Raw genomic sequence first — 16,609 nt, 5'->3', positions numbered from 1 at the left:
TCGTTGACGCCACAGGTAATCAAATATGTTCAAGACACTGGTACGCCCCCTCGCACTGAGCGCCCTTATATTGCCCTGGGTCCAGGCCTGGGGCGCGGTCGAACGGGAAACCTTCGAGGTCTACGTGACCATCCCCACCGCCGACTTTCATGTGGTGCCCCTCGACCCGCAACTGGTCCAGCGCGAACAGCGCTTGCCCTTCAGCACCGTCACCGGCGAGCTCAGCCCGTTGCGGGCCACCTACGAGGTGAAGAACAGCAACGGTGCCATCGGTGCCCGCCTGGGGGAAGAAGCGTACCTGTCCAATGGACGTGAGCGCATCGATCTGCGGGTGACCTTCAACGGTGTCGCACTGACCCTGGATTCGGCCCAGGTGGTCACGGCCACCGAAGCCCGGCCCGGACGCCAGGTGCCGCTGGAAATCGCCGCCATCAGGCCCGATGACGATTACAAGCCGGGGGACTACTACGGCACGGTGCACATGGTGTTCGACGCCACCGCGCCGTAGCAACCGCGAACCCTGCGGCAAAGATCATTTGAACCAGCACTCCTGTGGCGAGGGAGCTTGCTCCCGCTCGGCTGCGCAGCAGACGCAACCAGTCCAGAGGCCGACAGTGTTTCAGGGAAGAGCGGGGGCGGCTGCGCCACCCAGCGGGAGCAAGCTCCCTCGCCACGGGGGGGTGTTGGGTCAGTGACGGTGGGGGCAAGTTTGCTCCTGCGCTTTTTATTACTACAAAAAGGTATCAAGCATGTTCAAGAAAGTTTTGTCCGTTATTGCTTTGGGGGCTGCTGCGCTAAGTTCGTCGCTGGTACTGGGCGCCGATGACGCACGTTCATCCATCCACATCGAGGCGAACATTCCGACCCAGCAGTTCCACGTGCAGCCACGGGATCCGGAGTTTGGCAAGGATGAATACATGCATTACAACCCGGTGACCTACCAGCTCACCTCTTTGCGCCATACCTATGATGTGAAGAACACCGACGGTTCGGTCCACGCCTACCTCGAGAATGCCAACCAGACAGGTGCCATCCATCTGAGCAACGGTGTGGAGCATGTGACCCTGAGGGCGATATTCAACGGCGTGCCTCTGGACAACCGACCCCAGGAAGTCGTGGACGATGCCACGTCCACACCGGGTACCCAGGCTGAGATGCGTGTCGTCGTTGCGAGACAGCCCACTCGCCCACTGTCTCCAGGCGTGTACAACGCTGACTTCACCGTGATTTTTGACGCGGTGCCTCGGGTCAACCCCTGATTTTGTGGTGTGTGTTGCCTGTAACAGCGGGACGCAGGCAGCACTCCCGCATTTCCATAACCATAAAAAGAGTTTCAACCATGTTCGAAAAATTTGTATCCATCGCTGCCCTGGTCATTGTAGCTATGGGTTCTTCGCTGGCGTGGGCTGGCGATGACGCGCGTTCATCGATCCATATCAGCGCGAACATCCCGAACAAGCAGTTTCATGTACAGCCACGAAATCCAGACTTCGGTAAGGACGAAGTCATGCATCTCAATCCTGTGAACAGAATGTTGTCCCCAGTGCGTCAGATCTTCGATGTGAAAAACACCGACGGTTCGGTCCATGCCTACATTGAAGGGAATTCCTGGTTGTTCAACGGTACTTATGGAATCCACACTGTCACCATGTTCAACAACGTTTGGTTGGAAAAAGTGCCTAAGGAAGTGGTGGATGACGCTGCGTCCACGCCAGGCATGACGGCTGAGATGCGCATCTTCGTCCCTCTCCCGGTTTCTCCCATGTTGTCCGGTTTGTTCACGGGGCATATCACCGTGATCTTCGACGCGGTGCCTCGGGTCAATCCCTGATCTCGGGTCAACCCCTGACCTGAGGGCAACCCCAGATCTGAGGGCAATCCCAGATCTGAGGGCAACCCCAGATATGAGGGCAACCCCTGATCTGAGGGCAACCCCTGATCTTTGTGGCGAGGGGATTTATCCCCGTTGGGCTGCGCAGCAGCCCTGAAAGCCGACACCACGGTGGTCAGGTTAATGGCGTGCTTTTTTAGGGGCTGCTGCGCAGCCCAGCGGGGATAAATCCCCTCGCCACAGGTACCTGCCCCTTGTTGTCGTGACTCATTGACGCGCCACCAACCAACCTCTGACTCTGTGGCGGCGGGGTGCAGGAGTGTTCTCGCATTTTCATAACAATAAAAAGGAGCTTTCAACCATGTTCGACAAATTTGTATTCATCGCTGCCCTGGGCGTTGTAGCCCTGGGGTCTTCGTCGGTGTGGGCTGGCGATGACGCGCGTTCATCGATCCATATCTCCGCGAATATTCCGACCCAGCAGTTTCACGTGCAGCCACGCAATCCGGATTTTGGTAAGGACGAATACATGTCTACGACCCTATCAGGAATGATCTGAGTGTTCTGCGCGAGACTTTCGACGTGAAAAACACCGACGGTTCGGTCCATGCCTATCTTCCAGCGGGTCATCCTTGGCTGACGAACGGCCGTGACGTGATTCCCCTGTTCGTCAGGTTCAACAATGTCACTTTGTTGGCTACGCCGCTGGAGGTAGTGGATGACGCAACGTCAACGCCGGGGACGCAGGCCGAGATGGTCATCAGGGCGGCGGCCGCGCCGCTTCCTACCCAGACAGGCCTTTACAACGCCGACATCACCGTGATCTTCGACGCGGTGCCTCGGGTCAATCCCTGATCTCGGGTCAACCCCTGCTCTGAGGGCAATCCCAGATCTGAGGGCAACTCCAGATCTGAGGGCAATCCCAGATCTGAGGGCAACTCCAGATCTGAGGGCAACCCCTGATCTTTGTGGCGAGGGGATTTATCCCCGTTGGGCTGCGCAGCAGCCCTGAAAGCCGACACCACGGTGGATCAGGTTAATGGCGTGCTTTTTTAGGGGCAGCTGCGCAGCCCAGCGGGGATAAATCCCCTCGCCACAGGTACCTGCCCCAACTTGCCGTGACTCATTGACGCGCCACCAACGGCTTGCACTGGGTATGGCTCCCCGGTTGCAGGTAGGGGGAGAGAAACGGCGCCATGCCCTTGAGCACTTGTACCGGCAAGGCCGAGGTAAACTTGAAGTTCTGCGCCGACGCGCCCGGTACATAGGCGGTGAGGGTGCCGAAATGACTGTCGCCGATGTAGAACACGAAGGTGGCGGTGCGGTTGATCGCCTTTGAACTGATCACCCGCCCACCGGCGCCAACGGCTTCGATGCGGTTGTCGCCGGTGCCGGTCTTGCCGCCCATGGCCAGCGGCGTACCGTCGGCCAGCTTGAAACTGCCGGCCACGCGTTTCGCGGTGCCGGCATCCACCACCTGGGACAGCGCACCGCGCAAGGCCTGGGCCACTTCCACCGGCATCACGCGCTTGCCGTTGTCCGGGTTGTTCACCAGCCGTGTCTCGTAAGGCGTGCCGACGGCAAAGTCGAGGCTGTCCACCCGCAGCGCCGGTTGGCGGATGCCATCGTTGAGGATGGTGCCCACCAGTTCGGCAAGCGCAGCCGGGCGGTCACCGGAACTGCCAATGGCGGTGGCCAGCGACGGCACCAGGTGATCGAACGGGTAGCCGACTTTCTGCCAGCGCTGGTGGATATCCAAAAAGGCCTCGATCTCCAGCATGGTACGGATGCGACTGTCGCGGGCACTCTTGTGCCGGCTCTTGAACAGCCAACTGTAGACTTCCTGGCGCTCGAACTGGCTGGCCTTGACGATCTGGCTGAACTTGGCGTCGGGGTTGTTCAGCAGGTAACCCATCAACCACAGGTCCAATGGGTGGACCTTGGCGATGAAGCCCTGGTCCGGCAGGTCATAGGCGCCGGGGCCATAGCTTTGGTAGAGCCGTTCGAGGCGTTCGTCGGTGAGTTTTTCGGCGCTCTTGGCCGACTTCAAATGGGCACGCACGAAGCGGTTGAAGCTCTCCTGGCTGTCGTTGGGAAAGAAATAGCGGTGTACGGCGGCCAGGCGGATAGCGGTAGGGCGCATGCCGTCGAGGAACGTTTCCAGGCGCTGGCCGGTGTCCTTTTTCTGGTATTTCTTCCAGAACCTGAGCAGGAACGAGGTACCTTCGCGGTCGGCGAACTGGGCCAGGTATTCCTGGCGGCGCGGGTCCTTGTCGTCCTTGAGCAGTTCGGAACTGTTGTTGGGCCCGGCATAGGTGGCGTAGCGCACCAGGTCGCGCATCAGGCGGATGAACGGCAGGTTGATGGATTCTCGCAAGGCGTCGCGCAGCGTGGGCAGGCGACCGTCGTCTTCCCTGCGGAAGTTGTGGAAGGTGTGCAGCCCGCCGCCGGTAAAGAACGCCTCGCCGGGGCTGGCCGAGTAGGTCCGGTCCAGCGCGGCCTCGAGCATCTTCGGCAGGCTGCGGTCGGTGTTCTGGATGAGGTAGTCGACGGCCCAGCGGGACAGGCGATCCTGCTCGGCGACTTCGGTTTTCTTCAACGCCGCCGGGGTCTGCTGGGCATAACGCTCGTGCAGTTCGGCGATGATCTGCAGGTAGGTGGTGAGCACCCGCAACTTGGCGGTGGAGCCCAGTTCCAGCTTGCTGCCTTCGTTGATGTCGAAAGGCTGGTCGGTGCTGTCGGTCTGCACCCGCACACGTGAGCCATCGGGGGTCAGTTCCAGCAGGGTGAAGCTATAGCGCACCTGGGTGGTGCTGGTGGGGGTCAGCAGGCGTTCTCCCATCAGGCCGATCTCGGTCGCGAAGGCCGGGTCGGCCAAGCGCTTGAGGTAGTCGGTGGCCTGGGCCTGCAAATCGCTTTGCAAGGTGCTGGTGGCGGACAGGTCGAGGCGATCGAGGTCGTACAGCGGACGGTTGAGCAGGGCGGCGAGGCGACTGCGGGCGGCGCTGATGCCTTTGTTGGTTTCGTTGGGCTGCACGGTGGGGTCCTGGACCCAGTCGCGATAGCTGACCTTGCTCGCCAGGGCCGCCTCCGACAACGCCGCGTCGATCACGCCGTTCTGTGCCAGCAGGCGGATGTGGCTGTCGGTCAGGCGCGCCAGTTCATCATGACCCTTGGACAGGTAATGGGACGGCCGGCGCTGGGCGATCATCAATGACAGCATTTCCCGCAGGGCCAGGCCTTTTTCCGCCAGGCTCTGGGGATCGGTCGCGGTGCTGGCCAAGCGTTCATTGGCCCGATTGAAGTCGGCGCCGTACCAGACCCGCAAGCCTTCGGCCATGCCGTGGACTTCACCATGCCCCGGCACGGCGGAAAGCGGCACGCTGTTGAGGTAGTCGCGGATGATCCGCTGCCGTGCCTCGAGGGTTTGCGGGCCGGTCTGGTAAGCACGCACGCTGGCGGAAATCATCTGGCGGATTTTCTCCGCGCCGGACACGGTCAGGCCCTCAGGCGAGTGACGGTATTTCTCCAATTGTGTGGCCAAGGTGCTGCCCCCGGCGGATTGCCCCGGCAGGCTCAACAGCTTGGCGACTTGCGACCAGGCCGCCATGCCGAAGCGCGGCCAGTCCACGGCCGGGTTGGCCAAGGGTTGCTTGGGGTCGAGCAGAAACCGGTTCTCGATGAACAACAGGCTCTGCACCACCACGGGCGGGATCGCTTCGAAGTTCGCATACAGCTGCTGCGGGTACTTGAACTGATAGACCGGCGCGGCGCGGCAGTCGGTGATGGTCAATCCAGCCTGGATCTTTTCCGCGTAGGGCACGAACAGGCCTTTTTCGACGTAGCCCATCAACGCCGGCGAAAACCGCGCCTGGGCCTGGATAACGTAGTCACGCTTGAGCAGGCGCGGCAGGAACTCCCCCAGTGCGCTGTAGCCCAAGCGGCGGTCGAACGGGCCTGCGCCAGGGTAGACGATGGCATCGCTAGGCCCCGGCTGCACCGAGTAGCTCAGGGACTCGGCATACTTGCTGAGCTCCCGGGCCTGAAACCGCGACGTGCGCATCTCCTTGGCCACTGCGAGGCCGACCACCACCACGATAATCAGCAACAACAACCAGAATGCCCGCCAGCCATGCCGTGCGCGGCGTTTTTTTTGAGGTAAAGGCGCTTCTTCCATACGTTCAGTCGGGACCACAGGTTCATTCGAATCGGTTTGCCACAAAGCGCCCATAGTCGACTGATCCATTAAGCAGATTGATCGGACTTGCTTGAAGCTTAGACGGTGGTTGGCGTGGGGGAGGGGAAATTGTGGGCAACGGTCTGCCCTGGCCAGTAGCATCCCTTTGTGGCGAGGGGATTTATCCCCGCAGGGCTGCGAAGCAGCCCCAATGCAGATAACTCAATTGCCAGATACACCGGGGTGCAATTGGGGGACTGCTTCGCAGTCCAGCGGGGATAAATCCCCTCGCCACAGATAAGTCCCTACATCACAAGTACTACACAAGCTTCGGAGCATTCGCTCGACCTTCTCAGCGTCGATCAAACAACAGCATGGCTACGCTGCATCCAAACCCTCTCAAAGGAAGCAAGGAATGCATCCACGCCCCCATTCACATCGCTTGCGTCGAGGACGTTATTCGGAACAAGGACGCGCCTACCTGGTGACAGCCGTTACTCATCAGCGCCGTCCTGTTTTTGCCAACTGGAAGGTTGGAAGATTGTTGGTTGCAGAATTCAAATGCGCCCATGATTCTGGTCTGGTGAACTCTTTAGCCTGGGTGGTGATGCCGGATCATTTTCACTGGTTGCTGCAACTCCACGACGGCCATCTGAGTCGTGTCATCGGTGCCACCAAAGCTCGATGCACCCATCGCGTCAACAGCATGACCGGAGCCTCTGGTCCGCTTTGGCAAAGCGGCTTTCATGACCGCGCGATTCGTGACAATGAAGAGCTGCGGCCCTCCGCCGACTACATCATTGATAATCCGCTGCGGGCTGGGCTGGTGGAATGTATCGGCGATTACCCTCTCTGGGATACTGCATGGCTTTGAAGTGACTCATGCTCCCTATCTGGACCGGGGAACATGGATTCCCTGTAGTGAGGGGATTTATCCCCGCTGGGCTGCGCAGCAGCCCCAATACAGGCAACTCGATTGTCCAGAAATACCCGGGCGCGGTTGAGGGGCTGCTGCGCAGCCCAACGGGGATAAATCCCCTCGCCACAAATAAATCCCCTGCCACAGATAATCCCCATCATAACGGGCAGTGGTGTCGGGAAAGCCTTGCGCTAGAGCCATCGCCCCATGCCAAAACATGACGCCGCACCATCACTGTGCAATACTCCGCGGCGTTTCCGAGTGACCTGAATCCCAGACAACACCTCTCCAAAAGCTGATTCTGGCGCAGCCTTATCCCTGAATTTCCCTGGTTTTACAGTGAATCTCTCTATCCCTGGCTTTTTATACTGCACGACCCGCTGATCCTGAGGTTGTCGTTCCACAGGACGGTCTGCTCACAAGACAGACCCGGTTTCGGCAAAGCGGCAGGCTTACCGGCCTGTGGCTTTGGACACTCGGTGGTTAATCCAATAACAAGACGAGGTTGTATCCCTATGCCTGTCGGCAATCATCTGCCCCATGGCGAGACCGCTCAGGGCGGTCCGCTCAAACGTGAACTCGGCGAGCGGCATATCCGCCTGATGGCGCTTGGCGCCTGCATCGGTGTCGGGCTGTTCCTCGGTTCGGCCAAGGCCATCGAAATGGCCGGCCCGGCGATCATGCTGTCCTACATCATTGGCGGCCTGGCGATCCTGGTGATCATGCGCGCCCTCGGTGAAATGGCCGTGCACAACCCGGTGGCCGGTTCGTTCAGCCGCTATGCCCAGGATTACCTCGGCCCACTGGCAGGTTTCCTGACCGGTTGGAACTACTGGTTCCTGTGGCTGGTGACCTGTGTGGCGGAGATCACCGCCGTGGCGGTGTACATGGGCATCTGGTTCCCCGACGTGCCCCGCTGGATCTGGGCCTTGGCAGCACTGGTCAGCATGGGCTCGATCAACCTGATCGCGGTCAAGGCCTTCGGCGAATTCGAATTCTGGTTCGCCCTGATCAAGATCGTCACCATCATCGCCATGGTCATCGGCGGCGTCGGCATCATCGCCTTTGGCTTCGGCAACGACGGTGTGGCCCTGGGTATTTCCAACCTCTGGGCCCACGGCGGCTTCATGCCCAACGGCGTGTCCGGCGTGTTGATGTCCCTGCAAATGGTCATGTTCGCCTACCTGGGCGTGGAGATGATCGGCCTGACTGCCGGTGAAGCGAAGAACCCACAGAAAACCATCCCCAACGCCATCGGTTCGGTGTTCTGGCGGATCCTGCTGTTCTACGTCGGCGCGCTGTTCGTGATCCTGTCGATCTACCCGTGGAACGAGATCGGCACCCAGGGCAGCCCGTTCGTGATGACCTTCGAGCGCCTGGGCATCAAGACTGCCGCCGGCATCATCAACTTCGTGGTGATCACCGCCGCACTGTCGTCCTGCAACGGCGGCATCTTCAGCACCGGGCGGATGCTCTACAGCCTGGCGCAGAACGGCCAGGCCCCGGCCGGTTTCGCCAAGACCTCGGCCAACGGCGTGCCGCGTCGTGCATTGCTGCTGTCCATCGCCGCGCTGCTGCTGGGTGTGTTGCTCAATTACCTGGTGCCGGAAAAGGTCTTCGTCTGGGTGACCTCCATCGCCACCTTCGGCGCGATCTGGACCTGGGTAATGATCCTGCTGGCCCAGCTCAAATTCCGTAAAAGCCTGAGTGCTTCGGAGCGTGCGGCCTTGAAGTACCGCATGTGGCTGTACCCGGTCAGCTCGTACCTGGCGTTGGCATTTTTGGTGCTGGTGGTGGGGCTGATGGCGTACTTCCCTGATACACGGGTGGCGTTGTATGTCGGTCCGGCGTTCCTAGTGTTGTTGACGGTGTTGTTTTATGTATTCAAGTTGCAGCCGACGGGCGAAACCCACGGCTCGGTGCGGTCAGTGTCGTAAATTAACCGCGATATAAAAGAAAGCCCCGGTCAGTGACTGGGGCTTTTTCATTGAGCTGTGATTGACCGTCCGTCGAAGACTGTAGCTGACCTGTAAGTTCTGACAGTAGACCCGCATCGGACCGCAGTCTAGCTTGGAAGCTTGCCAACAGGGGAATGGCAAGGCACCAAGATGAAAGATCTATCTGCACTGTTGGCGATTGCACGAGTAACCTATGCGAATAACGAAGGTACTTAGCAAAAAAGAGGTGCTATTGTTTTTTACAGTAGCTTCTTTTGTGTACGTATACCCTATTGTTCATGCCGATTACGCCTATGTAGACGATAGTTGGCGGGAAATATTGGCGATCGATGACTGGTGGAGAATTCACGGCAGAGTGCTGGCTGAAGTGGTTACGAAGCTTATGGCGTTTAACAATGCAACCATTAATATTTTCCCGCTTCCATTGTTAATTGCTACTTTTGCATTTGCATGTGCGATGACTAGGCTGACGTTATGGTATTTTCCTCGCCCCGAGTGGACAGCGTGTCTCGTGGTGCTCCCACTGCTCTGTAATCCTTTTTTTTTAGGTAACATTAGTTTTCAATATGATGGGCCGGGTATGATGTTAGCAGTTGTGGCTGCTGTTTTTTCTATAACCTGTCATGTTCGCAATAGTTACCTGCGAGGGTGCGTGTCGGCTATTTTAATAGCGGTGCTGCTAAGTATTTATCAATTGGTGATTACAGTTTTTATTGGGTTGTGCTGTATGGAGTGTTTGTGGAATGTTAGAAATGGAAAGCCGGCGCAGGAAGTGTTGAGAGAAATTGGGTTGCGTGGTTTACAGCTTTTTTTGGGGGGGATTTTTTATTATTTTACCGCTTTCAAACTGACGAGCGATAGGCGCGGTTCGCTGGCAGAGTTCGATTCGCACTGGTTTGAGGAGTTCGTTAGGAAGTTTAAGTTCTCTATGGAAAAAGTGTTCGAGTTGATCAACGCCGGAAATGGATTTTTTTCTATTTTAATGGTGATCGTAGCCGGCGTGGGATATGTCCTAGTCATTAAGAATGTTTTAGCACTGGCCGGTGGTAGGGGCGAAAAAATTTTAGTTTTAGGGGCCTGTCTATGCGTACCGCCTGTGCTGATAGTTTGTGTCCCCGGTCCGATGTTATTCGTGCTGGATCCTAATTTGGAAGCGCGGAACTATCTGGGGTTTTCTGTAGTATTGTTTTTTTTGCTGCTGATGAGTCGTGAAGTTTTGGGGCGTGCTGGGTATAGGTTGCGAATGCTTTTGGTGATACCAGTTTTGGCGATGTATTCGTTTAGTTACGGCTATGGGCAAGTTCTTATCGCAAAAAAAGAGCTTGAGACGGCCATGGCAATGTTTATAGCTTATGACATTATTGCAACAAAAGAATTTCTCAATTCCCCTGTGCTTTATTATATTGAGCCCCCTATTAATGGGAAGTGGTTGCCCAAAGCGCAGGGTGCCATAAATTATATGCCGGCGTTGCGCTACCTTTTGAGCAGCTCCAGTATGGTGCTCCGCCCAAATACTTTACCTCAGTACGGTATTAATAATGTAGTTTCAGAGGGGCGCGCCGCTTTTGATGCGGCGACGGCTGAGGGCAAGACTTATAGGCGGGTGGTAGACAGGAAGTTCTATTCATTTTATGTCACTGAGTCAGGTGATTTTATTGTCATGAAAGATTTAACAGGTTCCGAAGGGTACATTAGGGGATGGTGGCGATAGTTATGCCGCCACTATTTTCTCCGGCGCAAAACTATCCGCCCGCGCCATCTGCCACATCCGCGAATAAAACGCCCCATTGACCTCGCCGGTGAGCAATTCCCCCGGCTTCAGAAACACGTGCAATTCAGAGAACAACTTGACCTCGGTAGCCGACATCCGCCGCACCAAATGCTTGGGCTGCAATTGCGACGGGTGCTGGAGCCCGGCGGCGGCGAGCATTTCGGCCAGGGCCTTGAGGGTGTTGCGGTGGAAGTTGTAGACCCGCTGGGCCTTGTCCGGGACGACCAGGGCGCGCTGGCGCAAGGTGTCCTGGGTGGCGACGCCGGTGGGGCATTTGTTGGTGTGGCAGCTTTGGGACTGGATGCAGCCGATGGCGAACATGAAGCCGCGCGCGGCGTTGGCCCAGTCGGCACCGATGGCCAGGACGCTGGCGATGTCGAAGGCGCTGACGATCTTGCCACTGGCGCCGAGCTTGATTTTGTCCCGCAAGTTCAGGCCCACCAGGGTGTTGTGCACGAACAGCAGGCCCTCGCGCAGCGGCACGCCGATGTGATCGGTGAACTCCACGGGCGCCGCGCCCGTGCCGCCTTCCTTGCCGTCCACTACGATGAAGTCGGGCAGGATCCCGGTTTCCAGCATCGCCTTGGCGATGCCCATGAATTCCCAGGGATGGCCCAGGCAGAATTTGAAGCCCACCGGTTTGCCGCCGGACAGCTCACGCAACTGCTGGACGAACTGCATCAGTTCGATCGGCGTGGAAAACGCGCTGTGGCATGACGGCGAAATACAATCCTCGCCCATGAGGATGCCACGGGTCTCGGCGATTTCCCGGGTGACCTTGTGCTTGGGCAGGATCCCGCCGTGGCCGGGTTTGGCGCCCTGGCTCATCTTGATTTCGATCATTCGCACCTGCGGGTTCTGTGCCTGGGCGGCGAAACGCTCGGGGTCGAAGCGCCCGTCGCTGGTGCGACAGCCAAAATAGCCGCTGCCCAGTTCCCAGGTCAGGTCGCCACCGTGTTCGCGGTGGTAGGGGCTGATACTGCCTTCACCCGTGTCATGGGCGAAGTTGCCCAGCTTCGCGCCTTGGTTCAGCGCCCGGATGGCGTTGGCGCTCAGGGAGCCGAAGCTCATGGCCGAGATGTTGAACACCGACGCGGAGTAAGGCTGCGTGCACTGCGGGCCGCCGACGGTCACGCGAAAACCGCTGGGGTCGCTCAGCGGGGCCGGGCGCATGGAGTGGCCGATGAATTCGAAGCCGGTCTGGTACACGTCGATCAAGGTGCCGAACGGTTTGTCGGCGCTTTCGTTCTTGGCCCGGGAGTACACCAGCGAGCGTTGGGCCCGGGAGAAGGGCAGGGCATCGCTGTCGGATTCGAGCAGGTACTGGCGGATCTCCGGGCGGATGCCTTCGACCAGGTAGCGGATATTGCCCAGGATCGGGTAGTTGCGCCGTACGGCATGACGGCTTTGCAGCAGGTCGAACACCCCCAACAGGCTCAACAGCCCGGTCACCAGCGCAATGGGCCAGAGCCAGTCGTGTTGCAGGAATGGCAGGCTGGCGAGGGTGAAGATGACACAGCCAGCAAAGAAGGCGTAACGACTCAGCAGAGACAGGCTCATACGGTTTCCTTGGGGGAGAGCGATTGGCGAGACATTAGCTTGGAATGCAGCTTGTGGCGAGGGAGCTTGCTCCCGTTGGGCTGCGTCCTGTAGCAACTGCGTATGAGCGTGTAGGAGCTGTCGAGTGCAACGAGGCTGCGATCTTTCCCCAGACACACTTGAATCTCAAGCGAAAGAAAGCGAAAGATCAAAAGATCGCAGCCTTCGGCAGCTCCTACAGGGGTGGCTCAGCTCGCCTGTTTCATCTGCCGCAACGGTAATTCCACGCGGAAGGTGGTGCCGACGCCGACTTCGCTGCGTACCGTGATTTCGCCATTGTGTTTTTTCACGATGCCGTAGGACAACGACAGCCCGAGCCCCGTGCCCTGGCCGATAGGTTTGGTGGTGAAGAATGGGTCGAAGATTTTCTGCAGGGTCTCGGGGGGAATGCCCGAGCCGTTGTCCGCCACTTCGATCCAGACGGTTTCTTCACCGACCCCGTTGCGCAGGGTGATGGTGCCGCGTTCGGGGCCGATGGCCTGGGCGGCGTTGACGATCAGGTTCATGATCACCTGGTTGATCTGCGACGGCAGGCATTCCACCTCCGGCAACGGCGTGTACTCCTTGACCACGTCGGCCTTGTACTTGATTTCATTGGCGACGATGTTCAAGGTCGAATCCATGCCGTGCTGCAAATTGGCCATCTGCCATTCCTGGCTGGAATCAACGCGGGAGAAATCCTTCAAATCCTTGACGATCTGCCCGACCCGGCCGATGCCATCCTTGGATTCCTTGATCAGCAAGGGGATATCCTCGACCAGGAAGTCCAGCTCCACCTTTTCGCGCAGTTTTCTCAAGTTCACCACCAGCTCCGGCGAGGCGATGGCTTCCTCGGCGTTGCCATAGGCGCTGAGCATTTCCTGAAGTTTGCCGAAGTAGCCGTCCAGCGCCCCCAGGTTGGAAGAAATGAAACCGATCGGGTTGTTGATCTCGTGGGCCACCCCGGCCGCCAACTGGCCCAGCGAGGCGAGCTTTTCCGATTGCACCAACTGGGTTTCCAGCATCTTGCGTTCGTCGATCTCCATCTGCAGCAGTTCGCTGGCCTGTCGGAAGGCCTGGGTGCGTTGTTCCACCAGGTCTTCGAGCTTGTTCATCTTCAATTGCGCCCGAGAGGTCATTTCCCATTTGGTGGTCAGGGTGTTGGCCATCTGCTGGACTTCGATGTTGTCGAACGGCTTCTTCAGGATCAGCAAGCGGTCGTGGCCGTTCAGGCGGTCGAGCAATTCATCCCAGGAATAATCCGAATAGGCGGTGCACACCACCACTTGCAACTGCGGGTCGCGCTTCCAGAGTTCTTCGATGGTCTTGGCGCCGTCCCAGCCTTCGGGCATGCGCATGTCGACAAAGGCCAGGGCATAGGGACGCTCCTTGGCCATTGCCCCCAGCAATTTGTTCAGGCCTTCCTGCCCACCGTAGGCCGAGTCGAGTTCGAACACGGTGGCGGCAGGTTTCGGCGCTTCGCCAAACAGCGCGCTTTCCATGTCCAGCAAATCCGTGTTGCTTTCATCCTCCGGGGTGAGGATCTTGCGGAAATCTTCATGAATGGCGGGTGTATCGTCGATCAACAGGATGCGGCGGTTACTCAGGCTGTTCATGGTTCACCTTCTGCAAGTTTCAGGGGCACCTGCAATTGGAATGTCGCCCCTTTTCCTGGCCCTTCACTGTGGGCGGTGAGGTGGCCGTTCATTTCGATGGCCGCCAATGCGCAGCTGTGCAGGCCAAAGCCGTGGCCTTCCTTACGCGTGGTAAAACCGTGGGCGAAGATGCGCGTCATGTTTTCCTCCGGAATGCCTTCGCCTTCGTCCTTGACGCTGATTTGCAGGGTCTGGCCATCGACGACGGCGGCCTTGAGGGTCATGTTCCGCGCATCGTTCGACACCCCGGCCATGGCGTACTTGGCATTGCTGATCAGGTTGATCAGGATCAGCAGCAAGCGATGCTTGTCGCCCATGATCCGCGGCACGTCGCCGTATTCCTTGATCACCGTAACATGATGGCGGGTCAGGGCGCCGGAGTTCATGCGCAAGGCGTCTTCGAGCAGTTCGCTGACCACCAGGGGTTCGAGCAGGCTGCTGGCGCCAGCATAGGATTGCTGGGTGGAGACGATATCCTTGATGTGGTCCACGCTCTTGCTCAACTGGGCCAGTTCATCGGTCAGGCTCTGCTGCTCCGAGGCGATGGCCTCGACCAGTTGGTTGAGGTAGCCGGGCAGCAACTTGCCCTTGGCGTCCTCGGTGAGGAAGTGCCCGAGGTCATCGGTGTGTTCGTTGATCAATTGCATCGCCTTGCCCAGCCCCAGGGCCTTGCTGCTGCGCAGTTTGCGGCTGACCAGGTCAGCGGAGATGTTCACGCTGTTGAGGACGTTGCCGACGTTGTGCAACACGTTGGTGGCGATTTCCGCCATGCCGGCCTGGCGGGCGGTGTCCATCAACTCGCTCTGGGTGTCCTTGAGCTGGCGGGTACGCTCTTCGACCCGTTGTTCCAGCTCGTCGTTGGCGGTCTGCAGGGCGCTGTTGACCCGATTGATTTCGGCGAAGCTGCGTATCAGGCGAATCGCCAGCCAGATCAGGATCAGCACCAGGAACGTGGCGAACACCAGCAGGTAAATGTGGTTGCGCTCGTATTTGGCGGCGGCTTTTTCCTGGTCTTTCTCGAGCAGGTTGGTGATGGTGTCCAGGCGATCGGCCACGGGGATCGCTCCGATTCCCAGCAGTAACTCATTCACCTTGGGTTGTTCGCGCAGGATCACCCCGATGTGCCTGCGCAGGACTTCGATGGAGTTGAGCAACCCCTCAGGCAGGCGTTCCTTGTTGACATCCAACTGGTTCAAGCCCAGCAGGACTTCGGCTGCGATCTCCGGGGAGCTGACCTGGGCGAACTCCATACTGCTGAGCAACAGGTCGTAAGTGTCGATGGCAACGTTCTGCAACTCCAGTTTGTAGGTGTCGGGCAGCCGGGCGAACTGGCCCTGGATGTCGTCCTCACCGGTGGGCAGAAAGGCCAGGGAGTTACGCAACACCGCGTTATGGGACTTGAACTGTTCTATCAGGCGGGTTTTTTCCTTGACCAGCTTGAGGTATTCGTCGCGCTGGGCCTCCCAGAGCGACGGCCCGTGGCGTCCCGGTTCCGATTCGATGGCGTCCAGACGCTGCCACAAGCGTGCCATTTCATGCAGGGGGGAGACCAACGGGTCGTAGTTGTGGGTCAGGGCGATCCGCGACTTGAGGACTTCGTTGTCCCAGATAGCGTCCTGTTGCTTGAGCAGGCGAATCAGGTCACGGGATTCAATGTACGAGGCGGCTTGCTGGGCCCCCGAATTGACGTACATGAACAGCAGGACCGAAGCCAGTAACAGGCCGATGAAGGCAAGACCGAGGCGGCGCAGAGTGGTCATAGGGGCTTGCCCTCCGATTCACCCGTCAGGGTCTTGAGGAACTCGACGATCAGTGTCGTATCGTTCTTGAGAGGCTCACGACCCAGTTGGTACTTGAACATCACCTCCACCGCGTGTTCCAGAGTCGTCGCCGACCCGTCATGGAAATACGGCGCGGTGACGGCCACGTTGCGCAGGCTGGGCACCTTGAAGACCTGGCGGTCCGCTTCATCGCCGGTGATGTTGAAGCGTCCTTCGTCGGCGCGGGTGGGGTTGCCCCGGTCGCCGACATAGTCACCCATGACGCCGAATTTCTGGAACATGTTGCCGCCGATGTTCACGCCCTGGTGGCAAGCGATGCAGCCGTACTCCTTGAAACGCTGGTAACCGAACTTTTCCCGGGGCGTGAGGGCGTCGGTGTCGCCCAGCAGGTACTGGTCGAAACGCGAATTGGGTGTTTGCAAGGTGCGTTCGTAGTCGGCCAGGGCGCTCTGGATATTGGGCTTGGTCACGCCATCGGGATAGGCGTCCTTGAAGTCCTTGGCGTAGCCGGGGTCATCGGCGATGCGCTTGACCACCGACTCCCAGGTGCTGCCCATTTCCACCGGGCTGGTCACGACCTCGTGGACCTGTTCTTCCAACGTATCGACGCGGCCATCCCAGAACTGGTGGAAGTTCAGGCCGGCGTTGAACACGGTAGGTGTATTGACCTCCACCGGCTTGCCGTCGAAGCCCAGGGAAAACGGCTTGTCGTCGGCGCCGCCCTTGTCCAGGCGATGGCAACTGGCGCAGGACAGGGTGTTGTTGACCGACAGCCGTGGGTCATTGAACAGCCGCAGCCCCAGCTGGACGCGCTTGGGGTCCAGGGCCGGCACCGGCGGCAGGGGCTTGAGGGGTTCATCCAGGGGGGCGGCGTGAGCGGTTACGCTTGCTCCCACGAGCAGGCCGAGCGCCAGAATCAGTCCATGTAACGCCATGGGA

At 58.8% G+C, this 16,609-nt stretch carries 11 protein-coding genes and 1 pseudogene; 7 read left to right on the top strand and 5 right to left on the bottom strand.

Going from position 1 to position 16,609, the window contains the following annotated elements; genetic code table 11:
* Nucleotides 1-25 precede the first annotated feature (25 nt).
* The 4 genes and pseudogenes from BM317_RS03490 to BM317_RS03475 all read left to right on the top strand — a co-directional run bounded on the left by BM317_RS03490 (nucleotide 26) and on the right by BM317_RS03475 (nucleotide 2,686).
* Complete coding sequence (locus tag BM317_RS03490; RefSeq protein WP_092473101.1) at nucleotides 26-508, top strand: CS1 type fimbrial major subunit; 483 nt, start codon at nucleotides 26-28, stop codon at nucleotides 506-508.
* A 241-nt stretch (nucleotides 509-749) separates the two neighbouring features.
* Nucleotides 750-1,259, top strand: coding sequence for a CS1 type fimbrial major subunit (locus tag BM317_RS03485; RefSeq protein WP_092166326.1), 510 nt, complete (start codon nucleotides 750-752; stop codon nucleotides 1,257-1,259).
* Between the two features lie 80 nt (nucleotides 1,260-1,339).
* Nucleotides 1,340-1,831, top strand: coding sequence for an adhesin (locus tag BM317_RS03480; protein ID WP_092473099.1), 492 nt, complete (start codon nucleotides 1,340-1,342; stop codon nucleotides 1,829-1,831).
* 361 nt (nucleotides 1,832-2,192) lie between these two features.
* Nucleotides 2,193-2,686: pseudogene (locus BM317_RS03475) on the top strand (CS1 type fimbrial major subunit).
* A 268-nt stretch (nucleotides 2,687-2,954) separates the two neighbouring features.
* On the opposite strand, the gene BM317_RS03470 reads toward BM317_RS03475, so the two are convergent.
* Complete coding sequence (locus BM317_RS03470; protein ID WP_092473097.1) at nucleotides 2,955-6,062, bottom strand: transglycosylase domain-containing protein; 3,108 nt, start codon at nucleotides 6,060-6,062, stop codon at nucleotides 2,955-2,957.
* 361 nt (nucleotides 6,063-6,423) lie between these two features.
* Between BM317_RS03470 and BM317_RS03465 the strand changes: the two genes are divergently transcribed.
* The 3 genes from BM317_RS03465 (at nucleotide 6,424) to BM317_RS03455 (ending at nucleotide 10,596) form a co-directional block, all read left to right on the top strand.
* Nucleotides 6,424-6,882 carry an REP-associated tyrosine transposase gene (locus tag BM317_RS03465; protein WP_092473095.1) on the top strand — a complete coding sequence of 153 codons (459 nt, stop codon included), beginning with the start codon at nucleotides 6,424-6,426 and terminating at the stop codon, nucleotides 6,880-6,882.
* 560 nt (nucleotides 6,883-7,442) lie between these two features.
* Nucleotides 7,443-8,864: an amino acid permease gene (locus tag BM317_RS03460; RefSeq protein ID WP_092166331.1), complete on the top strand. Its 1,422-nt coding sequence runs from the start codon at nucleotides 7,443-7,445 to the stop codon at nucleotides 8,862-8,864.
* Between the two features lie 214 nt (nucleotides 8,865-9,078).
* Nucleotides 9,079-10,596 carry a glucosyltransferase domain-containing protein gene (locus BM317_RS03455; RefSeq protein WP_092473093.1) on the top strand — a complete coding sequence of 506 codons (1,518 nt, stop codon included), beginning with the start codon at nucleotides 9,079-9,081 and terminating at the stop codon, nucleotides 10,594-10,596.
* On the opposite strand, the gene BM317_RS03450 is transcribed toward BM317_RS03455, so the two are convergent.
* The 4 genes from BM317_RS03450 to BM317_RS03435 all read right to left on the bottom strand — a co-directional run bounded on the left by BM317_RS03450 (nucleotide 10,597) and on the right by BM317_RS03435 (nucleotide 16,605).
* Entirely contained in the window at nucleotides 10,597-12,216 is a 1,620-nt protein-coding gene (locus BM317_RS03450; protein ID WP_092473091.1) for an FMN-binding glutamate synthase family protein, read from the bottom strand.
* A gap of 227 nt (nucleotides 12,217-12,443) precedes the next feature.
* On the bottom strand, nucleotides 12,444-13,850 hold the full coding sequence (locus tag BM317_RS03445; protein WP_092473088.1) for an ATP-binding protein: 1,407 nt from the start codon (nucleotides 13,848-13,850) through the stop codon (nucleotides 12,444-12,446).
* Nucleotides 13,847-15,649 (bottom strand): DAHL domain-containing protein, encoded by a 1,803-nt coding sequence (locus tag BM317_RS03440; RefSeq protein ID WP_092166338.1) that lies wholly within the window; start codon nucleotides 15,647-15,649, stop codon nucleotides 13,847-13,849. The genes BM317_RS03445 and BM317_RS03440 overlap by 4 nt, the downstream gene beginning before the upstream one ends.
* Nucleotides 15,646-16,605, bottom strand: coding sequence for a cytochrome-c peroxidase (locus BM317_RS03435; RefSeq protein ID WP_092166339.1), 960 nt, complete (start codon nucleotides 16,603-16,605; stop codon nucleotides 15,646-15,648). The genes BM317_RS03440 and BM317_RS03435 overlap by 4 nt, the downstream gene beginning before the upstream one ends.
* Between the last annotated feature and the right edge of the window lie 4 nt (nucleotides 16,606-16,609).

The sequence above is a fragment of the Pseudomonas sp. NFACC24-1 genome, from assembly GCF_900115235.1.
GTDB lineage: Bacteria > Pseudomonadota > Gammaproteobacteria > Pseudomonadales > Pseudomonadaceae > Aquipseudomonas > Aquipseudomonas fluorescens_AA.
Note: the sequence above shows the minus strand (reverse complement) of the source record. Positions and strands in the feature narration are given on the sequence as shown.